General features: G+C 72.5%; 24 protein-coding genes and 1 pseudogene. 17 read left to right on the forward strand and 8 right to left on the reverse strand.

Annotated elements, in window-relative coordinates:
- Positions 1–4: 4 nt before the first annotated feature.
- The 4 genes from ruvX (at position 5) to AB0F15_RS08655 (ending at position 4,931) form a co-directional block, all read left to right on the forward strand.
- Positions 5–466 (forward strand): Holliday junction resolvase RuvX, encoded by a 462-nt coding sequence (ruvX, locus tag AB0F15_RS08640; protein ID WP_360267312.1) that lies wholly within the window; start codon positions 5–7, stop codon positions 464–466.
- Complete coding sequence (mltG, locus tag AB0F15_RS08645; protein ID WP_360267315.1) at positions 463–2,766, forward strand: endolytic transglycosylase MltG; 2,304 nt, start codon at positions 463–465, stop codon at positions 2,764–2,766. The genes ruvX and mltG overlap by 4 nt, the downstream gene beginning before the upstream one ends.
- Before the next feature lie 16 nt (positions 2,767–2,782).
- On the forward strand, positions 2,783–3,613 hold the full coding sequence (locus tag AB0F15_RS08650) for a shikimate dehydrogenase (RefSeq protein ID WP_360267885.1): 831 nt from the start codon (positions 2,783–2,785) through the stop codon (positions 3,611–3,613).
- Positions 3,614–3,686: 73 nt separating this feature from the next.
- On the forward strand, positions 3,687–4,931 hold the full coding sequence (locus tag AB0F15_RS08655) for a GrpB family protein (RefSeq protein ID WP_360267318.1): 1,245 nt from the start codon (positions 3,687–3,689) through the stop codon (positions 4,929–4,931).
- Here the strand turns inward: AB0F15_RS08655 and AB0F15_RS08660 are convergent.
- Positions 4,918–5,577, reverse strand: a complete 660-nt coding sequence (locus AB0F15_RS08660) for a TetR family transcriptional regulator (RefSeq protein ID WP_360267321.1) — start codon at positions 5,575–5,577, stop codon at positions 4,918–4,920. The genes AB0F15_RS08655 and AB0F15_RS08660 overlap by 14 nt on opposite strands.
- A 24-nt stretch (positions 5,578–5,601) precedes the next feature.
- Positions 5,602–6,027, reverse strand: a complete 426-nt coding sequence (locus AB0F15_RS08665) for a hypothetical protein (protein WP_360267324.1) — start codon at positions 6,025–6,027, stop codon at positions 5,602–5,604.
- A 47-nt stretch (positions 6,028–6,074) separates the two neighbouring features.
- Here AB0F15_RS08665 and AB0F15_RS08670 point away from each other — a divergent pair.
- A pseudogene (locus tag AB0F15_RS08670) lies at positions 6,075–7,114 on the forward strand (endonuclease/exonuclease/phosphatase family protein).
- Here the strand turns inward: AB0F15_RS08670 and AB0F15_RS08675 are convergent.
- Positions 7,111–8,370 (reverse strand): hypothetical protein, encoded by a 1,260-nt coding sequence (locus AB0F15_RS08675; protein WP_360267327.1) that lies wholly within the window; start codon positions 8,368–8,370, stop codon positions 7,111–7,113. The pseudogene AB0F15_RS08670 and the gene AB0F15_RS08675 sit on opposite strands and share 4 nt — an antisense overlap.
- Before the next feature lie 58 nt (positions 8,371–8,428).
- Here AB0F15_RS08675 and AB0F15_RS08680 point away from each other — a divergent pair, with 58 nt between their 5' ends.
- Together AB0F15_RS08680 and AB0F15_RS08685 are read left to right on the forward strand one after the other, a co-directional pair.
- Positions 8,429–8,974, forward strand: a complete 546-nt coding sequence (locus tag AB0F15_RS08680) for a helix-turn-helix domain-containing protein (RefSeq protein WP_360267329.1) — start codon at positions 8,429–8,431, stop codon at positions 8,972–8,974.
- 25 nt (positions 8,975–8,999) lie between these two features.
- A complete protein-coding gene (locus AB0F15_RS08685) occupies positions 9,000–9,935 on the forward strand; it encodes a D-2-hydroxyacid dehydrogenase family protein (protein WP_360267332.1) in 936 nt (311 codons plus the stop codon).
- A 176-nt stretch (positions 9,936–10,111) separates the two neighbouring features.
- Here the strand turns inward: AB0F15_RS08685 and AB0F15_RS08690 are convergent, their stop codons facing one another.
- The 4 genes from AB0F15_RS08690 to AB0F15_RS08705 all read right to left on the reverse strand — a co-directional run bounded on the left by AB0F15_RS08690 (position 10,112) and on the right by AB0F15_RS08705 (position 13,333).
- Positions 10,112–10,927, reverse strand: a complete 816-nt coding sequence (locus tag AB0F15_RS08690) for a serine hydrolase domain-containing protein (protein WP_360267335.1) — start codon at positions 10,925–10,927, stop codon at positions 10,112–10,114.
- Positions 10,928–11,008: 81 nt separating this feature from the next.
- Positions 11,009–11,275, reverse strand: a complete 267-nt coding sequence (locus AB0F15_RS08695; RefSeq protein ID WP_103335999.1) for an HPr family phosphocarrier protein — start codon at positions 11,273–11,275, stop codon at positions 11,009–11,011.
- Between the two features lie 40 nt (positions 11,276–11,315).
- Entirely contained in the window at positions 11,316–12,548 is a 1,233-nt protein-coding gene (locus tag AB0F15_RS08700; RefSeq protein ID WP_360267339.1) for a PTS transporter subunit EIIC, read from the reverse strand.
- Positions 12,545–13,333 (reverse strand): GntR family transcriptional regulator, encoded by a 789-nt coding sequence (locus AB0F15_RS08705; protein WP_013224595.1) that lies wholly within the window; start codon positions 13,331–13,333, stop codon positions 12,545–12,547. The genes AB0F15_RS08700 and AB0F15_RS08705 overlap by 4 nt, the downstream gene beginning before the upstream one ends.
- Positions 13,334–13,577: 244 nt before the next feature.
- Here AB0F15_RS08705 and AB0F15_RS08710 point away from each other — a divergent pair, with 244 nt between their 5' ends.
- Together AB0F15_RS08710 and AB0F15_RS08715 are read left to right on the forward strand one after the other, a co-directional pair.
- Positions 13,578–13,817, forward strand: coding sequence for a glucose PTS transporter subunit EIIB (locus AB0F15_RS08710; RefSeq protein WP_034284356.1), 240 nt, complete (start codon positions 13,578–13,580; stop codon positions 13,815–13,817).
- Positions 13,814–14,269 (forward strand): PTS glucose transporter subunit IIA, encoded by a 456-nt coding sequence (locus tag AB0F15_RS08715; RefSeq protein WP_360267344.1) that lies wholly within the window; start codon positions 13,814–13,816, stop codon positions 14,267–14,269. The genes AB0F15_RS08710 and AB0F15_RS08715 overlap by 4 nt, the downstream gene beginning before the upstream one ends.
- Before the next feature lie 112 nt (positions 14,270–14,381).
- On the opposite strand, the gene AB0F15_RS08720 is transcribed toward AB0F15_RS08715, so the two are convergent.
- Positions 14,382–14,822 (reverse strand): Rieske (2Fe-2S) protein, encoded by a 441-nt coding sequence (locus AB0F15_RS08720; RefSeq protein ID WP_360267347.1) that lies wholly within the window; start codon positions 14,820–14,822, stop codon positions 14,382–14,384.
- Positions 14,823–14,926: 104 nt separating this feature from the next.
- Between AB0F15_RS08720 and AB0F15_RS08725 the strand changes: the two genes are divergently transcribed.
- The 8 genes from AB0F15_RS08725 to AB0F15_RS08760 all read left to right on the forward strand — a co-directional run bounded on the left by AB0F15_RS08725 (position 14,927) and on the right by AB0F15_RS08760 (position 20,984).
- Entirely contained in the window at positions 14,927–15,295 is a 369-nt protein-coding gene (locus AB0F15_RS08725; protein ID WP_360267350.1) for a hypothetical protein, read from the forward strand.
- A 10-nt stretch (positions 15,296–15,305) separates the two neighbouring features.
- Positions 15,306–15,818 carry a sigma-70 family RNA polymerase sigma factor gene (locus AB0F15_RS08730; RefSeq protein ID WP_360267352.1) on the forward strand — a complete coding sequence of 171 codons (513 nt, stop codon included), beginning with the start codon at positions 15,306–15,308 and terminating at the stop codon, positions 15,816–15,818.
- Positions 15,815–16,465: a zf-HC2 domain-containing protein gene (locus AB0F15_RS08735; protein WP_360267355.1), complete on the forward strand. Its 651-nt coding sequence runs from the start codon at positions 15,815–15,817 to the stop codon at positions 16,463–16,465. The genes AB0F15_RS08730 and AB0F15_RS08735 overlap by 4 nt, the downstream gene beginning before the upstream one ends.
- Before the next feature lie 339 nt (positions 16,466–16,804).
- The gene (gene aroC / locus AB0F15_RS08740) at positions 16,805–17,992 is read left to right on the forward strand and encodes a chorismate synthase (RefSeq protein ID WP_360267358.1); all 1,188 of its coding nucleotides are present in this window, start codon (positions 16,805–16,807) and stop codon (positions 17,990–17,992) included.
- Positions 17,989–18,513: a shikimate kinase gene (locus tag AB0F15_RS08745; protein WP_360267360.1), complete on the forward strand. Its 525-nt coding sequence runs from the start codon at positions 17,989–17,991 to the stop codon at positions 18,511–18,513. Before aroC ends, AB0F15_RS08745 begins: the two co-directional genes overlap by 4 nt.
- 7 nt (positions 18,514–18,520) lie before the next feature.
- Positions 18,521–19,645 carry a 3-dehydroquinate synthase gene (gene aroB, locus AB0F15_RS08750; protein ID WP_360267363.1) on the forward strand — a complete coding sequence of 375 codons (1,125 nt, stop codon included), beginning with the start codon at positions 18,521–18,523 and terminating at the stop codon, positions 19,643–19,645.
- On the forward strand, positions 19,642–20,073 hold the full coding sequence (gene aroQ, locus AB0F15_RS08755) for a type II 3-dehydroquinate dehydratase (protein WP_360267365.1): 432 nt from the start codon (positions 19,642–19,644) through the stop codon (positions 20,071–20,073). The genes aroB and aroQ overlap by 4 nt, the downstream gene beginning before the upstream one ends.
- Entirely contained in the window at positions 20,070–20,984 is a 915-nt protein-coding gene (locus AB0F15_RS08760; protein WP_360267367.1) for a GNAT family N-acetyltransferase, read from the forward strand. The genes aroQ and AB0F15_RS08760 overlap by 4 nt, the downstream gene beginning before the upstream one ends.
- The last annotated feature ends 86 nt before the right edge of the window (positions 20,985–21,070 follow it).

Consider the following 21,070-nt stretch of genomic DNA (forward strand, 5'->3'; position numbering starts at 1 on the left):
CGCTGTGGGCGATCCGGGCCGGGGTCGCCGTCTCGGCGTGGATGTCGGATCCGTCCGGGTCGGAGTGGCGCTGAGCGATCCGGCCCCCGTGCTCGCTTCGCCATTGGTTACCCTCTCCCGCGATGCGACCGACGACAGTGATCTGGACCAGCTGGCCGCCCTCGTCACCGAGCACGAGGTGGTCGAGGTGATCGTGGGCCTGCCGAGAACACTCGCCAACCGCCAGGGACCGGCGGCCGAGCTGGCCATCGCGTATTCTGAACGCCTGGCCGGGCGGATAGCGCCCGTGCCGGTCCGGCTGGGCGACGAGCGGCTGACCACGGTCACCGCATCCCGCATCCTCTCCCAGCGCGGGGTCAAAGGCCGCAAGCAGCGTGCGGTGGTCGACCAGGCCGCCGCCGTCGAGATCCTGCAGGCCTGGATCGACGCCGTCGCTGCGCACCGCGCCCGGGAGGGAGACCGATGAACGAGCAGCCACCCGAGCCCACACGCGGGCGTCGGCGATTGCGCGAGCCGGAAGCGGCCACCCCGCCGCCGTCCCGGTCCGCGCGTCGCGTCGACCCGCGCGACCCCCGTGCGGCGGAACCGCGGCGCACGCCCAGCGGGCAGCACGAGCTGCCGCCGCGCCGCCAGGCACCCAGCGGCGAGTACGACCTGCCCCAGCCGTCCCGCCGGGCCCGGCCCGCGGAACCGCCGGCCTACGACCCCCGCCGCGACGCGCCGCAATCCGGCCGCCGCCGCCTCGAGCCGCCGGCGACCCTGCCCCCGGCCGACACCGAACTCGACCAGCAGGAGCGGCGGGCGGCCCCGGCCAGAGCCGCCCGTGCCCGCCACGGCCTCGACGACGCCTCCGAGATCGAGCCGCCGGCCCCGCGCCGGCGTCGCGCGGCTCCCGAACCGGACGCCGGTGCCGAACCCCCGCGCCGGCGCCGGGCACCCGCGGATCCCGTGGAGGGTGCCGAACCGCAGCGTCGCCGTCCGGTCCCGGACCCGGTGGAGAGCGTCGAACCGCCGCAGCGTCGGCGTCCGGCCCCGGACCCGGTGGAGGGTGCCGAGCCGCCGCGTCGACGGCGGCAGGCTCCCGACCCGGTGGAGGCGGTCGAGCCCCCGCAGCGTCGGCGGCAGGCTCCGGATCCGGTGGCGGATGTCGAACCCCCGCGCCGGCGCCGGGCGGCCGCGGATCCGGTCGAGGCGGTCGAGCCGCCGCAGCGTCGGCGTCCGGCCCCGGACCCGGTGGAGGGCGCCGAACCGCCACGTCGACGGCGGGCGGTCCCGGTCCCGGTCCAGGTTCCGGTCGAGGGGGCCGAGCCGCCGCAGCGTCGCCGTCCTGCTCCCGAACCAGCCGCGCGGCGGCCCGTCCAGCTGGGTGACCGCTCCGCAGGCGTGCCCGAATCCGGCGCCGAGCCGCGGCGCGGCCGCCCGCCGGTGCCGCCGGTGCGCGAAGAACCGGTCACCGACGTCCTGCCCGCGCTGGCGCCCCCGCCCCCGGCCGAGCCGCCGCGCGCACCGCAGGACGAGCCCGAGCCCTTCGCCGAGGACGACGAGTACGCGGACTACGACGACTACGAGGACGAGGCGGACTACGACGAGTCGGAGTACGACGAGGAGTACGACGACTACGACGACGAGTCGCCGAAGCCGCGGAAGAAGAAGGGCAAGCGCGCCCTCGGCTGGGTCGCCGCGATCGCGGTGATCGCGCTGCTCGCGGGCGGTGCCTGGTACGGCTTCAACCGGATCTTCGGCTACGACGACTTCGAGGGCGCCGGCACCGACGACGTCGTGTTCCAGGTGGACGACGGCGACACGACATCGGCGATCGGCGCGAAGCTCACCACGGCGGGCGTCGTCGCCAGCAGCAAGGCGTTCGTGAAGGCCGGCGAGGGCAACCCGAAGCTCGCCCGGGTCCAGCACGGCTTTTACGTGATGAAGTCGCACATGTCCGGGGCCAGCGCGGTCGACCGGATCACCACCCCGGAAGCGCGCGTCGGGCAGCTGGAGATCCGGCCGTACACGCAGTTCGACGACATCACCCAGCCCGATGGCAAGGTCACGCCCGGCGTGTACAGCCTGATGGCGAAGGCGTCCTGCGCGCAGCTCAACGGCAAGAGCACCTGCGTCTCGGCGGACGACCTGCGCAAGGCGGTCGACGCGGCGGACCTGAAGCAGCTCGGTGTGCCGGACTGGGCGATCGAGCCCGCGAACAAGGCCGACCGCAAGGACCGCAGGCTGGAAGGCCTGATCGCGCCCGGCGTCTACGACGTCAAGCCCGGGTCCACCGCGCAGGAGATCCTCGGGCAGCTGGTGCACAGCTCGGCCGAGGCGATCCAGAACGCCGGGCTGACCCCGAAGTCGACCGGTCCGGGGATGACGCCGTACCAGACGCTGATCATCGCCTCGATCATCGAGCGCGAGGCGGTGAAGGCCGACTTCGGCAAGCTCTCGCGGGTGATCTACAACCGGCTGGCGCAGAACATGCGGCTGCAGATGGACTCCACCGTCAACTACGTGCTGGACAAGCCGACGCTGGCGACCAACGACAACGACCGGGAGCGGCCCGGGGCGTACAACACCTACAAGATGGCCGGGCTGACCCCGACGCCCATCGCGGTGCCGAGCCCGGACGCGATCAAGGCGGCGGTCAAGCCGCCGGACGGCGAGTGGTTGTACTTCGTCAAGTGCGAGAAGAACGGCCTGTCCTGCTTCGCGGTCACCAACGAAGACCACCGGAAGAACGTCGACCTCGCCAAGGCGCGCGGTGTCTTCTGAGCCTCGCAAGGCCGCGGTGCTGGGCAAGCCGGTGGCGCACTCGCTGTCCCCGGTGCTGCACGGCGCCGCGTTCGCCGCGCTCGGCCTGACCGGCTGGACGTACGAGCGGATCGAGACCGGCGCCGCGGAGCTCCCGGCGCTGGTCGACGGCCTCGGCCCGGAGTGGGCCGGGTTTTCGGTGACCATGCCGGGCAAGCGCGCGGCACTGGACCACGCCGACGAGGTGACGCCGCGCGCGGCCGCCGTCGGCGCGGCCAACACCCTGGTCCGCACCGCGCGGGGCTGGCTCGCGGACTGCACCGACGTCGAGGGCGTCACCGGCGCACTGCGGGCCGCCGGCGGTTACGAGCCGTCGGCCGCGGACACCGCGATCGTGCTCGGCGCAGGCGGGACCGCGGCGGCGGCGGTCGTCGGACTGGCCGCTCTCGGCGTCCGGCAGGTGCGCCTGGTCGTGCGCGAACCGGCCCGGGCCGGCGAAACCCTCGACGCGGCGAAACGGGCTTCGCTCGACGTCGACGTCCTGCGCTGGTCCGAGACGGACTTCGCGGCGCTGGTGGCCGGGGCGGCGGTGCTGGTGAACACCGTGCCGCCCGACGCGGTCGCCGCGCACGTCGCCGAGCTCGCCGTGGTCGCGCACGTCCTCGACGTCATCTACCACCCGTGGCCGACGCCGCTCGCCGAAGCGGTCGCGGCGCGCGGGGGCCGCCTCGCGACGGGGCTGGACATGCTGCTGCACCAGGCGTTCGGCCAGGCCGAACACTTCACCGGCTGCCCGGCCCCGCGGGCGGCGATGCGGGACGCGCTGCGCGTGGCGACGGGCAACCTGCTCCCGCTGCCGATCGGCTGAGGGCGCCGAGCGAAAAACTGCTTGCGCGCGTTGATAATCTGGTCGACTGCCTTGCTGAAGGGGGTCTACCGGAATGACCAGTCAAGACGCGTTGAGCGAAGAAGAGGTCCAGCGGGCGTGGGTCGGCGAAGCGCCGAAGCTCGACTCGACCGTCACGCTCGCGGACTACGACCCGGAGTGGCCGCGGCTCTTCGAGCGGGAAGCCGAGCGGATCCGGGGTGCGCTGGGGGAGCGGGTGCTCGTCCTCGAGCACGTCGGCTCGACGTCCGTGCCGGGACTGTGCGCCAAGCCGATCGTCGACATCCTCCTCGAGGTACCGGATTCCGACGACGAGGACGCCTACGTCCCGGCGCTGGAGGCGGCGGGCTACCGGCTCGTCATCCGCGAGCCGGACTGGGAAAAGCACCGCTGCTTCAAGGGCCCGGACACCAACGTCAACCTGCACGTGTACTCGCCGGGCAACGGCCAGACACCGCGGTATCGCCTGTTCCGCGACCGCCTGCGCGCGCACCCGGAAGAGCTGGAGCTGTACGCGGCGAAGAAGCGTGAACTCGCCGCGAAGACGTGGAAGTACATCCAGCACTACGCCGACGCCAAGACGGAGGTGGTCGAAGAGATCCTCGGCCGCGCGCGGGCCGAACAGTACGACGACCACAGCGAGGCCTACGCCGCGCACGCGGAAACGTCCGTCACGAACGCCCTGTACGACCGGCCGGCGATCGTGGACCTGGCCGGCGACGTCGAGGGAAAGCGCGTGCTGGACGTCGGCTGCGCGGCCGGGCACCTGAGCGCGCTGCTGGCCGAGCGGGGCGCGGACGTCCTCGGCATCGACTCCAGTGCGGGCATGGTCGCCGTCGCGCGGCGGAAGTTCGGCGACGTCGCGCGGTTCGAGGTCGCCGACGTCACCCGCCCGCTTTCCGCCGGGTCCGGCTCGATCGACGTGATCACGGCGTCGCTCGTGCTGCACTACCTCGAGGACTGGGGGCCGACGCTGGCCGAGTTCCGCCGGGTCCTCAAGCCCGGCGGGGCGCTGGTGTTCTCGGTGCACCACCCGGGCGAGGACTGGCGGTGGTTCGGGAAGGAGAACTACTTCCAGGTCGAGCTGCTGGAAGACGAGTTCCCGCCCGGCAACGTGCTGCGCTTCTACCGGCGCCCGCTCAGCTGGACGTTCCAGGCGGTCCGCGACGCGGGCTTTGCGGTGGACCGCCTGGTGGAGCCGATGCCGGTCCCGGAGGCCGCCGCGGCCGATCCGAAGTGGACGGCGAACCTGCGGACGAAGCCGCGGTTCCTGTACTTCCGGGCGGTCAGTCCCGTTTAGCCAGGTCCCGGATCAGGTCGACGATCTCCCGGCTGACGGGCCGGAACACCCGCAGCCGGGAGAGCGCGGCCAGCCGGGCCAGCAGGGGAACGCTGCGCTCGACCAGCATCCGGCTGCGTTTCGTGCCGGCCGAGCGGTCGTGGACCCAGAACAGCACCACGCCCATCTGGTAGAGCCAGAGCAGCTCCGGCAGCTGGTCGCGCAGCTCCGGGTCCAGTTTGACGTCGGAGCCGTCGACCACCTCGCGCAGGAGTCCGATCGACGCCTCGCGAGCGGCCGAGGAGTCGTCGCTGAAGGGGCTCAGCGGCGACTCCGGGTCGGCCGCGTTGACGAAGAACTGCGTGCCGAAGCGGTGGTAGGGCTCGGCGATGTCGAGCCAGCACAGCAGCACGGTTTTCAGCCGCGCGGCGAAGCCGCTTTCGCCGGCCAGTACCAGGCGGGCCGCGCTCAGGTGCTGCCGGGCGATCTCGTCGTAGAAGCCCTGGATCAGCTGTTCCTTCGACGAGAAGTAGTAGTAGGCGTTTCCGACGGAGACGCCTGCTTCGGCGGCGATCGCCCGCATCGTCGTGCGGTCGTAGCCGTTCTCGGTGAACAGCCGCATCGCGGTCGTGACGATCAGGGACCGCGTTTCCTCGCTCTTGGCCACGCGCTGCACGTTAGCGCCGGCGGGTCAGGGCGCGGGGAAGGGCGTGGGGAAGGGCGGGGCCTGCGGCGCGCCGGGGTAGGCGAGCGGCACCGGTGCGGGCTTCGGCGTCAGGTGGCGGCGCCGGATGCCGTTGAAGACCAGGACGTTGAGCAGGTGCATGACGCCGAGGACGAGCGCCACCGTGCCGATCTTGACCGACAGCATCTCGAAGACGTCGCGGGCACTGACGATGAAGGTGCTGCTGGTCAGGAAGAGCGTCACGAAACCGAGGCTGACCAGGTAGAAGCCGACCACCAGCAGCTGGTTGACGGCGTTGGCCAGGCCGGGGCTGTCGGCGAAGACCTCGGTGAGGAAGGTGCGGCCGTGCTTGCTCAGCGTCCGGGCGACGAGCACGGTCAGCGGGATGCTGATCACCAGGTAGAGCGCGTAGGCGAGGACTATCGGGTCCATGGTTCCTCCTTGTTTGAACGTGTTCAAGAATGACGGTAGCCCTTTTTTTGAACACGTTCAAGAGGACTGTGTCACGCCGTCCGTTCACCTGGTGGTTCAACGCTTCACTGAACCGGGCTGCCGCCGGGCAGCTGGTCACCGACCTCTCGACGCCGGGCAACGCTCAGGCCCAGGAGGTCGCTGAGGTGATCCAGCGCAACCGCGCGGACGTCCAGCTGATCAACGAGTTCGACTACGTGCCCGGCGACGCGGCCGCCGACCTGTTCCGGAAGAACTACCTGGCGATCGGCCGGCACGGCGCGAAGCCCGTCGACTACCCCGTACGCCTACACCGCGCCGGTGAACACGGGCGTCCCGACCGGCTTCGACCTCGACCGCAGCGGCACGGTCGGCGGCGGCAACGACGCACAGGGCTTCGGCGCCTTCGAGGGCCAGTACGGGCTGCTCGTGCTGTCGAAGTACCCGATCGACCTCGCGCACGTCCGGACGTTCCAGCACTTCCGGTGGAAGGACATGCCGGGCGCGCTGCTGCCCGACGACCCGGCCACGCCGGCGCCGCACGACTGGTACAGCCCCGCCGAGCCGGCGGTCCTGCGGCTGTCGTCGAAGTCGCACTGGGACCTGCCGCCGAAGATCGGCCGGTCGACCGTGCACTTCCTGGTCTCGCACCCGACGCCGCCGAGCTTCGACGGCCCGGAAGACCGCAACGGCACTCGCAACAACGACGAGATCCGCTTCTGGGCCGACTACGTGACCCCGGGCAAGGGCGGCTAGCGTCCTTGGCGCGATCGACCGGCTGCTGCACGCTCGGCGCGTCATCGAGACGTACCCGGGCAGTCAGGGTGCGGTGCTCGCCGCACAGGCCCAGGGCGGCGCGAACGTCGGTCAGAAGAGCAACCCGTTCTTCGACACGGGCGACTTCAACGACGTCGCGCCGGGCAACCTGCGGACGGACTACGTGCTGCCGTCGAAGGGTCTCGTGCCCTGGTGCGCCGAGGTGTTCTGGCCGGTGCCGTCGGACCCGCTGGCCCGGCTGAACGACGCGTCGGACCACCACCTGGTCCGGGTGGACGTGTTCGTTCCCTAGCGCACCCTCGAAACCCACTCCGCGATGTCGGTGACCACGGCCGGGTCGACGTGCTGCGGCGACACGTATCCGGCGGGTGTGGACGGTCCTTCGCCGCGGAAGAACAGGTGGTCGTCGGCGTCGTGGACGCGGATCGTGACGCCGGGCCGCCGGGCCAGGCCCTCCTGCCAGCGCACGAGGTCGCCGTCGACGGTCACCTGGTAGTCGCGGCCGCCCTGCAGGACGAGCATCGGCTTGTCCAGCGCGGCGGCGGTCGCGACCGGGTCGTAGTCCCGCAGGTCCAGCCAGTACGAAGCCGGCCACCCGAACAGCAGGTCCGCCGCCGGGGTCGCGGGTGACAGGTCGGGGTCCTCGACGAGCGCCGCCTGCCGCGCGACCGACTCGGCGGCCGCCGTGGCAGCCGGGCCGGGGTCCAGTTCGGCCAGGTAGCGGGCGACCCGGACGGCCGCCCGGCTCAGCGGCAGCGTGTCGCCGGCCAGGCTGACCAGACCGGCGACCGACGGCTCGGCGGCCGCGACCCGGGGAGCCGCCTTGCCGCCGCCGCTGAGTCCCAGGACGAACACCCGCGCCGGGTCCACGTTCCGCTGCCGCTGGAGCAGGTGAACGGCGGCGACCGCGTGCGGCACGTACTCGTCGGCCATCGTGAAGCCGGCGGCGGAGCCGGCCGCGGGGTGGACGTGGGTCACCTTGTCGAACCGGACCGCCGCGACGCCGCGGGAGGCCAGCCCCCACGCCAGGTCCTTGAACGGCTTGTTCGGCCCGGTCGTCAGGTCGCGGTCGGTGGGCCCCGAGGTGAGCAGCACCAGTCCCGGCCACGGGCCACGCCCCCGGGGAAGGGTGATCGTGCCGGGCACCGCGAGCGGGCCGGCGCCGACGGTGACCTCGCGCTCGGTGAACCGTTCCGGCGCCGCGTAGGCCGGCGGCTCCCAGGCGGGGCCGGACGGCGGCGCGAGCCGGAGGCCGTGCAGCAGGCCGGCGTCGTCGACCGACATGACCACCGTGAGGCCCCCGCGCGCCCCGGTCACCGGGACGCTCACCCGGACCAGCCCCGCCTTGGCCGGCTCGCTCACCGGGTCGCCGATCGCCCGGACCGGCCCGATCTTGGCGATCTCCGTCTCCCAGCCCACCCGGAGCGTCTCGGCGGACGCCGCCGCCCGCAGTCGCGGCGCGAACCGCTCCTCGACCTCCGCGAACCGCCCCGCCGCCGTCGTTTCGACGACCGCCAGCGCGACCGCCGCCGGACCCGTGTTCCTCATCCCGCCCCCAACGTTCTCGTGTTTTGCGAACGGTATCACTTCATGAGAACATTGGGCAGTGGACACTTTGGAACTGCTGGGCCACCCGGTGCGGCTGCGGATCGTGCACGCCCTGCGTGGCGAGCGGACGCTCACCACCGCCCAGCTCGGCGCCCTCCTGCCGGACGTCTCGAAAGCCATGCTCTACCGGCACGTCGACCTGCTCGCCGCCGGCGCGGTCCTGGAGGTGGCCGACGAACGCCGGGTCCGCGGCGCGGTCGAGCGCCACTACCGGTTGCGCCGGGACCGGGCGTCCATCGACCCCGGCACGGCCGCGTCGATGTCGGCCGAGGACCACCGGCGCGGGTTCGCCGTGGCGGTCGCGGCCCTGGTCGCCGAGTTCAACGCCTACCTCGACCGCGACGACGCCGACCCGTCGGCCGACCCCGTCGGCTACCAGCAGCACGCGATCTGGCTGAGCCGGGACGAACTCGTCGCCATGGTCGGCGAACTGCGCGCCGCGATCCTCCCGCGGCTGGCCAACCCGGCTGCCCCCGGCCGCACCCGGTACCTGCTCAGCCCCATCCTCTTCCCCTCCGAGCCGCCCGGCACCGGGACCGGCTGAGGCGCCCACCTACTACGGTGAGGTCATGCGGATCGCGATTCTCGACGACTACCAGAACGTCGCGCTCACCTTCGGTGACTGGGACTCGCTCAAGGCCGACATCACGGTCTTCGCCGAGCCCCTGACCGACGTGGTGAAGCAGCTGCAGGGCTTCGAAGCGGTCGTCGCGATGCGCGAGCGCACCCGGTTCCCGGCCGAGGTGCTCGAGCGGCTGCCCGACCTGAAGCTGCTGGTCAGCACCGGAAAGCGGAATGCGGCCATCGACGTCGCCGCGGCGCGGCGGGCCGGCGTCGTCGTGTCGGCCACCGGGTACATCGGGGAGCCGACCGCCGAGCACACCTGGGCGCTGATCCTCGCCGCGTCGCGGAACCTGCCGCAGGAGTTCCGGTCCATGCGCGAGGGCGGCTGGCAGACCGGCGTCGGCACGATGCTGCACGGCAAGACGCTCGGCCTGCTCGGCCTCGGGCGGCTCGGCGCGGGCGCCGCCAGGATCGGGCAGGTCTTCGGGATGGAGACCATCGCCTGGAGCCAGAACCTGACGCAGGAGAAGGCGGATCCGCACGGCGTCACCGCGGTGAGCAAGGACGAGCTGTTCGCGCGTTCGGACGTGCTGTCGATCCACCTGGTGCTCGGCGAGCGCACCCGCGGCCTCGTCGGGGCGGCCGAGCTCGCCGCGATGAAGCCCACGGCGTTGCTGGTGAACACCTCGCGCGGCCCGATCGTCGACGAAGCGGCACTGGTGGACGCGTTGCGCCGCAAGGAGATCCGCGCCGCCGCACTGGACGTCTACGACACCGAGCCGTTCCCCGCCGACCATCCACTGAGGACACTCGACAACGCGGTGCTGACCCCGCACATCGGCTTCGTCACGCGGGAGGTCTACGAGATCTTCTACGGCGACGCGGTCGAAGACATCGCGGCCTACCAGGCCGGGAAGCCGATCCGCGTCATGGCGGAGTGAAGAAGGTGTGCGGCCCGCCGGGGCCCGAGGTCCCCGCACCGGCCCTGCGGCGGGCCTGCACCCCCAGATAACACCACTTCGGCGAGAGCGGCGGCAGGGTCTTTGGACCCTGTCCCGCCCGGGTCGTTGGGCAGCACATCCGGTCGGCGATTCACCCTCAGCCGGGGAAACCCGGCTCAGGCGCCCAATTCCGCCAGGACGGCGTCGGTGTAGCGCGGCCAGACCTCGGCGGCCCACGGGCCGAACGCGCGGTCGGTCAGCGCGACGCAGGCCGCGCCCGCGGCGGGGTCGACCCAGAGGAACGTGCCCGACTGGCCGAAGTGGCCGAAGGTCCGCGGCGAGCTGGCCGAGCCGGTCCAGTGCGGGCTCTTGTGGTCGCGGATCTCGAAGCCGAGGCCCCAGTCGTTGGGCTTCTGGTGGCCGAACCCGGGCAGGACCCCGGAAAGCCCGGGGAAGACGACCGCCGTGGCCTCGGCGACGGTGCCCGGATCCAGCAGCTTCGGGGCCTGCAGCTCGGCGGCGAAGGCGACCAGGTCGTCCACAGTGGACACCGCGCCGGCCGCGGGGGAGCCGTCGAGGGTGGTGTTCGCCATGCCGAGCGGGGCGAACAGCGCCTCGGCCTGGTACTGCGCGAACGGGATGCCGGAGTGCTCGGCCAGCACGCCGGCCAGCTGCTCGAACCCGGCGTTGGAGTAGAGCCGCCGGGTGCCCGGCGCGGCCATCGCCTTGTGGGCGTCGAAAGCGAGGCCGGAGGTGTGGGCGAGCAGGTGCCGCACGGTCGAGCCATCGGGCCCGGCCGGGGTGTCCAGCTCGACGACCCCCTCCTCGACCGCGATGAGCGCGGCGTAGGCGGTCAGCGGCTTGGTGACCGAGGCCAGCCGGAACTTCCGCGCGGTGTCGCCGTGGCCGCCCACGACGCTCCCGTCGGCGGCCACGACGGCCGTCGCGGCGTTGTCCACGGGCCACTCGTCGATCAGGCGCACGCTCTCCATGGAGCCAGCCTACGAAACGCCGCGAAGGCCTCCGCACCGGCTGTCGGGGAGCCGGTGCGAAGGCCTTCGTGAGGGTACTGCTCAGGCGTCCAGGTCGGTGGCGACCAGCTGGGCGACCGCTTCCACGGCCTCCTCGGCGCCCTCGCCCTCGGCGCTGATGACGACCTCGTCGCCGTAGCCCGCGGCCAGCGTCATCAGGTTGAGCACGCTGCCGGCGGCCACCGGGTTCCCGCCGGCCTTGGCGATCTGCACCGCGACGGGCTGCGCCGCGGCCGCCTTCGCCACCAGCGCGGCCGGCCGGGCGTGCAGGCCCACCTTGCTGGCCACGGCGACGCGTTTCTCCGGCATGTTCGTCCTCTCCTGTCCTGGGGTTGCGTCGGTGCCGATGTTACTTCGCGGCGGTCCGCTCGAGGTCCGCCTCGACCGAGTCGTCCTCACGGCCCGGCGTCCGCAGGTTCCACTTCGTGATGACGAAGCGGAACACGAAGTAGTAGATCACCGCGAACACGAGCCCGATCGGGATGAGCAGCCACGCCTTGTGCGCGGTGTCCAGGCTGGAGTTCAGCGCGAAGTCGATCGCCCCACCGGAGAAGGAGAAGCCCAGGTGGATGCCCAGGGAGTTCACCAGTGCCAGGGAGAGGCCGGTCATGATCGCGTGGAAGATGTACAGCGGCCACGCCACGAACATGAACGAGAACTCGATCGGCTCGGTGACACCGGTGATGAACGAGGTCAGCGCGGCCGCGATCATCACACCGCCGACGATCTTCTTCTGCGCCGGGCGGGCGGTCTGCCAGATCGCCAGCGCCGCGGCGGGCAGGGCGAACATGAAGATCGGGAAGAACCCGGTCATGAAGACGCCCGAGCCCTGGACGTGGTTGAAGAAGTTGGTCAGGTCGCCGCCGCCGAAGATGAACCACATCGGGACGTTCAGCAGCTGGTGCAGACCGACCGGGATGAGCAGGCGGTTCAGGAAACCGTAGATCCCGCCACCGACCACCGGCGAACCGACGATGACCTCGCCGATGTTGTGGATGCCCGCGTCGACCCACTTGAAGACGATGCCGAAGACGACACCCAGGATGATCATCGCGAACGCCGTGATGATCGGCACGAACCGGCGGCCGCCGAAGAACGCCAGCCACGCGGGCAGCTTGATCCGGTAGAAGCGCTGCCACAGCAGTGCCGCGACGATGCCGGAAATGATGCCGGTCAGGACGCTGTAGGGCCAGTGGATCGGGGCCAGGTCCCAGCCCGGCTTGTAGCCTTCCTGGCTCTTGATCGGCGCGATGGCCTGGATGACCTTGTTGAACACGACCCAGCCGACGGCCGCGGCGACCGCCGTGGAGCCGTCACCCTTGCGGGCGAAGCCGACCGCGATACCGATCGCGAACAGCAGCGGGAGCCAGTCGAACAGGCCGCCGCCTGCCGCGCCGACGACGTCGGCGACCTTGTCCCAGCCCAGGCCGTCCGCGCCGAGGACGTCCGGCTGGCCCAGCCTGCTGAGCAGGCCGGCCGCAGGGAGCGTGGCGATGGGAAGCATGAGGCTGCGGCCGAAGCGCTGAAGACCGGCGAGGCCGCCGCCGCTCTTCTTCGCCCCCTCCGCGGTGGTGGAGCTCATCTGGATCCTCCATAGTGGGGTGGTTGACCGGGTTCCGGGGTGTTCCGGTCCAACTGCATGGTCACCTGGTAGTGATCTCCCCGGTACCAGGACGTGATGTCTTCGATCGGGTCGCCGTTCGCGCTGGAGACCCGGCGGAACACGAGCAGCGGGCTGCCGGCGCGCATGCCGAGCAGCCGGGCCGTCTCGCGGTCCGCGCCTTCGGCCCAGACCGTCTGCCACGCCTGGTCGGGACGCACACCGTACGTCTCGGCCAGTTGCGAGTAAATGGACTGGGTCAGGTCGAGCCCGAGCAGGCCGGGGGCCCGGCCCGCGTGGTACCAGCCGCGCTCGACGGCCAGTGGCACGCCGTCGGCGTGGCGCAACCGCACCAGGTGGTGCGCGGTTGCGCCCTCGGCCAGGCCGAGGGCGTGTGCCGAGGCGGTGGGTGGCACCTCGGTGGCCGCCGAGACCACCTCGGTCGTCGGGGTCAGCCCCCGCCTCCGCATGTCGTCGGTGAACGACATCAGGTAGAGCTGCAGCTCCATCCGCCGGGCCGCGGTGAACGTGCCCTTGCCGCGGACCCGGGCGAGCAGGCCCTCCTCGACCAGCTTGCCGATCGCCGACCGGACCGTGAGCCGCGACACGCCGTAGCGCTGCGCCAGCTCGCGTTCCGACGGGATCGGCGCGCCCGGCGGGAGCTCGCGCTCCACCGTGCGGCGGAGGATTTCCCGCAGCTGGGCGTGCTTGGGCGTGGGCCCGTTGACGACCCGGTCGGGTGGCGGGACGTGCGCGGCCGCGCTCATCGGCGTCACCCTCCTCGTTCTCGCTTCACCGGGGGACCGGTGCTCGCTTCCGGCCCGGAACATTGGTACGTTCCGGTCTAGACCAATGATCCGATGGGGCAGGATGCTCCGCCGCGCGGACGGGTGTCAACCCACCGTTATCCGTTCGTGGCCCGCGGCGGGGTGCATGCCGACGAACGGCGTAGTACAGGTGGACACGCGGTTCGCGTCAGGTTGGGAACAAACAGTGATCAAGGAGACCGCGATGGCGGATGACAGGCCCGAGAAGATCCTCGCCGCGCTCGGCGGCACGGAGAACCTCACCGAGATCGAGGGCTGCATCACGCGGCTGCGCTGCGAGGTCGAGGACATGAGCCTCGTCGACGAGGGGGCGCTCAAGAAGGCCGGCGCGATGGGCGTGGTCAAGATGGGGTCCTCGGCCCTGCAGGTGATCGTCGGGCCGGAAGCGGACACGATCGCCAGCGACATCGAGGACCTGCTGTGACCTCGGAAATCCTCAGCCCGGTCGCCGGGCGCGTGGTGCCGATCACCGAGGTCCCCGACCCGGTGTTCGCGCAGGCCATGGTGGGTCCGGGCATCGCGGTCCAGCCCACGGGCGGTCGCGCGGACGCGGTCGCGCCGGTCGACGGCACGGTGGCGACCCTGCACCCGCACGCCTACGTCGTGGCGACCGAGGACGGCAAGGCCGTGCTGGTCCACCTCGGCATCGACACGGTCAAGGAGAAGGGCGAGGGCTTCACGCTGCACGTCGTCAAGGGCGAGCAGGTGCGGGCCGGCCAGCCGATCGTCAGCTGGGACCCGGAGGCGGTGACCGCGGCGGGCTACTCGGCGATCGTCCCGGTCGTCGCACTGGACGCCTCGGCGGAAGTTTTGTCCGGTTTGGACACCGAGCGCGAGGTCGCCGCCGGCGACCGGCTGTTCGCCTGGGACGCCTGAGTTCTCGCGTCACGCGGTGACAACCGGGGCTTCGCCACCCGGACCCCCGAAAGCGAGCGAACGGGCCCTGGTGGACGATGATCCACCAGGGCCCGTTCGCGCGTCCGGCTCGTCAGCCGGTGACGACCTTCCCGTTCTCGACCTTGACCGGCACGGACGGCAGCGGCTTGTTCGCCGGGCCCTGCTTGACCTCGCCGGTGAGCGCGTTGAACACCGAACCGTGGCACGGGCAGATCAGGTCGGCGCCCTTCGGGGCGACCGTGCAGCCCTGGTGCGTGCAGACGGCACTGAACGCGGCGGCGGCCGACTCGGACGTCCGCGCCACGATCACGTCGGAACCGTCCGGGGCTTTCGCCGCCTTCGCCTGCCCGACCGGGACGTCGGCCAGCGCGACCAGGGGCGTCCCGGCGGCGATCGGGGCCTGCGCGGTGCCCGGGGACTTGGCGTTCGGCTCCGAAGAGCAGGCGGTGAGCGCGACGGCGCCGACGGCGGCACCGGCGACGGCGGCACCCGTGGAGAGGACGGTGCGGCGGGAGTGCAGTTCGGCTGTCATGACCTCTAAACGAGATCGCCACCCGATCGGTTCAATTCCCGGTGAACCGGATCGCCCCCTGTTCCGTGTATGTACCGGAGTGGGTGTGGAGTGGAGGAACGATCATGGTGAGTTGGGTTCTACGCATCGTCGTGGCGGCCGCGCTGCTCGGCTCGGCGGGCGTGCACTACTTCCTGTGGACAGAGGACTACCCGGGCATCGTCGGTCCGCTGTTCCTGCTCGACGCGATCGCCGGGCTGGTGCTCGCGATCGCGGTTCTGGCCTGGCGGCACTGGCTGCCGGCGCTCGGTGCGGCCGGCTTCGGGGCGCTCACGCTCGGCGCGTACGTGCTGGCCGCGACGGTCGGGTTCGCCGGCAACCACGACCAGTTCAACAGCCAGCCGGAGTACTGGGGCGTCATCACCGAGGCGATCTGCATCGTGGGCGGCGTGGCACTGATGTTCGTGAAGGACCGCCGCCCCGCGACGGTCTGAGGCCCTGCCGGTGAAGGACGTCGCCGAAGAGGCGCTGATGCGCGCGCTGCACGAGGAGCACGCGGCCGCGCTGTGGTCCTACGCGCTGCACCTGACCTCCGGCGACCGGATCCGGGCCGAGGACGTCGTCCAGGAGACGCTGCTGCGGGCCTGGCGGTCGACGGCGGTGCTGGACCAGTCGCAGGGCTCGGCGCGGGCGTGGCTGTTCACGGTCGCGCGGCGGATCGCCATCGACGGCTGGCGCTCGGCGTCGGCCCGCTCCGAGGTCGTGACGGACCGGCCGCCGGAACGGGCCGTGGCCGACGGCACCGACCGCGCGGTGCAGGGCTGGCTGGTCGCCGAGGCGCTGGGCGAGCTGTCGGAACGGCACCGCGAAGTGCTGCTGCTGTGCTACTTCCAGGGTTACTCCGTCGCCGACGCGGCGCTGAAGCTGGGGGTGGCCGAAGGAACGGTCAAGTCGCGCACGCACTACGCGTTGCGCGCACTCCGCCTGGTGCTCGAGGAGAGGGGAGTGACCCAGTGAGTGAAGACCCCTTCGCGACGTTCGACGCCGCCTACGTGCTCGGGGCGCTCGCCCCCGAGGACCGGCAGCGGTTCGAGGACCACCTGCGCTCGTGCGACCGGTGCGCGGCTTCGGTGCGCGAACTGGCGGGGCTGCCCGGGCTGCTGGCCAGGGTCGACACCCCCGCGGTGCTGCCGGACGCCGGCCCGCCCCCGCCCGACCTGCTGCCCGCGGTGCTCCGCCGCGTCCGGCGCGGCCGCCGGATCCGGCTCGCGGTGACCACGGCATCGGCGGTGGTCGCGGTGGCGGCGTGCGTCGCACTGGGCGTGGTGGCGACCAGACCCGGACCCGCGCCCGCCCCACCGCCGCCTTCGGTGGCGATGACGCTGCTGGGCCGGTTCCCGGTCCGCGCGGACGCGCGCCTCGCCGCGTTCGAGTGGGGCACGCAGGTCGACATGTCGTGCAGCTACACGGGCGACCGCAGCGTCGGCGAGTACATCCTCGTGGCGATCGGCCGCAACGGCGCCGAGACGGAACTGGCGACCTGGAACGCGGTCCCGGACGACACGGCCCGCATCGTGATCGGCACGGCGCTCAAGCGCTCCGACCTGGCGGCCCTCGAGGTCCGCGCAGGCAGCGGGCTGGCCCTGCTCAGGCTCACCTTGTGAGGGTGGTGGCTCATCCGGGCCGCAGGGGGTTCCGGATGAGCCACCCACCAGTGACGCCCCCAATCACGCGAGTCACGCCCCCAATCACGCGAGATACGGCCCTGGTCACGCGAGATGCGCCTTGAATCACGCAACCGACCGTCCAGGAACGCGGACCGACGCCCTGAGGTCCGCGGCCCAGCCCTCCAGGCACGCCGCCGCTCCAGGTACGCCGACACCCGCCGCGGCCGTCCTCGGCGTGGCCGCCGCCCCCGCGGTTCGCCGCCTGCTCTCTTCTCCGCTGCGGTATGACCGGAGGCATGTCCCGCCCCGCCCCGTGCCCGTGACAGGATTGAGCCCATGTTGCGCTGGATCACCGCAGGTGAATCGCACGGACCCGCGCTGGCCGCCGTGCTCGAAGGCATGCCCGCCGGGGTCGCCGTCACCACCGCCGACGTCACCGAGCAGCTGGCCCGGCGCCGCCTCGGCTTCGGCCGCAGCCCGCGGATGGGCTTCGAGACCGACCACATCGAGTTCCTCGGCGGCGTCCGCCACGGCCTCACCCAGGGCGGCCCGGTCGCGGTGCAGATCGAGAACGCCGAGTGGCCCAAGTGGGAGCAGGTCATGGCGGCCGACCCGGTCGACCCGCAGATCCTCGAAGGCCTCGCGCGCAACGAACCGCTCACCCGGCCCCGCCCCGGCCACGCGGACCTGCCCGGCATGCAGAAGTACGGCTTCGACGAGGCCCGTCCCGTCCTGGAGCGCGCGAGCGCCCGGGAGACGGCGTCGCGGACCGCGCTCGGCACCGTCGCCCGCAACTTCCTGAAGCAGCTGCTCGACGTCGAGATCCTCAGCCACGTCGTCTCGATCGGCGGGGCCGACGCGCCCGAAGGCCCCCTGCCGAAGGCGGAAGACCTAGCCGCCATCGACGAGAGCCCGGTGCGCGCCTTCAGCCAGGAGGGCACCGACGCGATGGTCGCCGAGGTCGACGCCGTGCGGAAGGCGGGTGACACCGTCGGCGGCGTGATCGAGGTCCTTGCCTACGGCCTCCCGCCGGGCCTCGGCTCCCACGTCCACTGGGACCGGCGGCTCGACGCGCGGCTGGCCGGCGCCCTGATGGGCGTCCAGGCGATGAAGGGTGTCGAGGTCGGCGACGGCTTCACCACCGCCCGTCGCTGGGGCAGCCAGGCGCACGACGAGATCGACCGCGGCTCCGGCCCGGTCGGCGTCACCCGCCGGTCCAACCGCGCGGGCGGCCTGGAAGGCGGCATCACCAACGGCGAGCCGCTGCGCGTCCGGGTGGCCATGAAGCCGATCTCGACCGTCCCCAAGGCACTGTCCACAGTAGACGTCCGGACCGGGGAGCCCGCCGTGGCCATCCACCAGCGGTCCGACGTCTGTGCGGTGCCGCGCGCCGGGGTCGTGCTGGAGTCGGTGGTGGCGCTCGTCCTCGCCGACGCCGCCCTGGAGAAGTTCGGCGGCGACTCGCTCGCCGAGAGCAAGCGCAACGCCGAGGCGTACCTCAAGGCCCTCGAGGAGCGGTGGTGAGTCCGCGCGCGGTGATCGTCGGGCCGCCCGGCTCGGGCAAGAGCACGGTCGGGCCGCTGCTGGCGGCCGCGCTCGGCGTCACGTTCCGGGACAGCGACGACGACATCGTCGCGCGCGCCGGGCGCAGCATCTCCGACATCTTCGCCGACGACGGGGAGCCCGCTTTCCGTGCGCTGGAAGAGGAAGCGGTCGCCACCGCGCTGGCGGAGCACGAGGGCGTGCTCTCCCTCGGCGGCGGCGCGCCGCTCACCCCGGGCACCCGGGCCCGGCTGGTGCGGCATACCGTGGTGTTCCTCAACGTCGGCCTCGCCGCGGGGGTGCAGCGCACCGGCCTGTCCTCCGCACGGCCGCTGCTGGCCGGGGTCAACCCCCGCGCCACCTTCAAGAAACTGCTCGACGAGCGGGCGCCCGTCTACCGCGAGGTCGCCACCGTCGAGATCGTCACCGACGACCGGACGCCCTCCGAGATCGTCGCGCACCTCGTGGCGGAGCTCGCCGCTCCCGCCGAAGCCAAGGAGTGAAACACCAGTGTCCGATCCGGCGCAGCCCGCCCCGGTGCGCATCCCGGTGGCCACCGCCCAGCCCTACGACGTCGTGGTCGGGCGCGGCCTGCTCGGCGATCTCACCGAGCACCTGGCCGACGCCTCGAAGATCGCGCTGATCCACCCGCCCACGCTGACCACCACGGCCGAGGCCATCCGCGACGAGCTGAACGCGGCCGGCCTCGACGCGCACCGCGTCGAAATCCCGGACGCCGAGGACGGCAAGTCGCTGACCGTCGCGGGCTTCTGCTGGGAGGTGCTCGGCCGGATCGGGCTGGACCGCCGCGGCGTCGTGGTCGGGCTCGGCGGCGGTGCCGTCACCGACCTCGCCGGGTTCGTCGCGGGCACGTGGATGCGCGGGGTCCGGCTGGTCAACGTGCCGACGACGCTGCTCGGCATGGTCGACGCCTCGGTCGGCGGCAAGACCGGCATCAACACCGAGGCCGGCAAGAACCTCGTCGGCGTGTTCCACGAGCCGAGCGCGGTGTTCGTCGACCTCGCGACGCTGGAGACGCTCCCGTCGAACGAGCTCGTCGCCGGCATGGCGGAGGTCGTCAAGACGGGCTTCATCGCCGATCCGCGGATCCTCGAGCTGATCGAGGCCGACCCGGCCGGGGCGCTCGACCCGGCCGGCGACGTCCTCGCCGAGCTGGTCCGGCGCTCGATCCGGGTGAAGGCCGACGTCGTGGCCGCCGACCTGCGCGAGTCCGACCTGCGGGAGATCCTGAACTACGGCCACACCCTCGGCCACGCCATCGAGCGCCGCGAGCGGTACCGGTGGCGGCACGGCGCCGCGGTCAGCGTCGGCCTGGTGTTCGCCGCCGAGCTGGCGCGGCTGGCCGGCCGGCTCGACGACGCCACCGCCGAGCGGCACGCCGCCGTGCTGAAGCTGCTCGGTCTGCCGACCACCTACGACGCCGACGCGTTGCCGCAGCTGCTGGAAACCATGAAGGGCGACAAGAAGACCCGCTCCGGGGCGCTGCGGTTCGTCGTCCTCGACGGCCTCGCCAAGCCTGGCCGGCTGGAGGGCCCGGACCCGATGCTGCTCGCGGCCGCGTACTCGGCGATCGCGGCCGAGGCGACCCGGAGCAGCGGGAGTGTGCTGCTGTGAAGGCGTTCGTGTTCAACGGCCCCAACCTCGGCCGGCTCGGCAAGCGCGAGCCGTCGGTCTACGGCTCGACCACGCACGCAGACCTGGCGGCGCTGTGCGTCAAGACCGGGGACGAGCTGGGGATCGAGGTCGAGGTCCGGCAGACCGACCACGAGGGCGAGCTGGTCGGCTGGCTCCACGAAGCGGCCGACGGCGGTCACCCGGTGGTCCTCAACGCGGGCGCGTGGACGCACTACTCGATCGCGGTGCGTGACGCCGCCGCGCAGCTGACCGCGCCGCTGATCGAGCTGCACATCTCGAACGTCCACAAGCGGGAGGAGTTCCGGCACCACAGCGTGCTGTCGGACATCGCGACCGCCGTGATCGCGGGCCTCGGTGTGGACGGCTACCCGCTCGCCCTGCGCTGGCTGGCAGCGCACCCGGGATGACCCTGCCGGCGCTGACCACGGACCGGCTGACGCTGCGGCCACTGACCGAGGCCGACCGCGAAGCCGTGGTGAAGGTGTTCGCCGACCCGGAGATGAGCCGGTTCTTCGCCGCGGACTTCGCCGACCCGGCCACGGCGAGCGCGATGGTGGATCGCCGCCTGGCCTACCGCGGCCCGGCCGGCCAGGGCCACTGGGTGATCGAGCGCGACGGCGAGGTGATCGGCGTCGCGCACCTGCGCCCGTCTGGGGAGCTGCCCGGCGAGGCGCCCGAGCTGGGCTACTACGTCGCCGGCGCGCACGCCGGGCAGGGCCTGGCCACCGAGGCCGCCCGCGCGCTGCTGGACCACGGCCTCGGCACGCTCGGGCTCCCGGCGGTCTGGGCGCTGGTCCACGAGCGGAACGCGGCGAGCTTGAAGGTGGCTGCCCGCCTCGGTTTCCTCGACGTCGGCAGCGGCGTCCACTACGGCGACCCGCACCGCGTACTGGTGGCGCTGCCCGCCGCGCACGGGCGGCCGCACCACCTCGAGCTGTGGGTGCCGGACCTCGCCGAAGCCGAGCGCAGCTGGGGCTGGCTGCTCGGCGAGCTCGGCTGGCGGGAGTTCCAGCGCTGGCCCGCGGGCGTCAGCTGGCGCCTCGGCGGGACGTACGTGGTCGTCGAGACGTCGCCGGCGCTGAGCGCGGCGGAGCACGAGCGCACGCGGCCGGGCCTGAACCACCTGGCGCTGCACGTGGGCACCCGAGCCGAGGTCGACGACCTGGCCGCCCGGGCCACCGCCCACGGCTGGCGGCCGCTGTTCGCCGACCGCTACCCGCACGCGGGCGGCCCGGCCCACTACGCGGCGTACCTCGAGAACGACGCCGGGTTCGAGGTCGAGCTGGTCGCGGTGGAGGGTCCGGCCGCCGGGACGTGATCCGGTGCCCGGTCGCGGGGCCCCACCGCCGGGCGGGGCGGTTGGCGGGGGAGCCGGGCGGGGGGAACCCGCCCCCACCAGGACGT

Source organism: Amycolatopsis sp. NPDC026612, from assembly GCF_040638285.1.
Lineage (GTDB): Bacteria > Actinomycetota > Actinomycetes > Mycobacteriales > Pseudonocardiaceae > Amycolatopsis.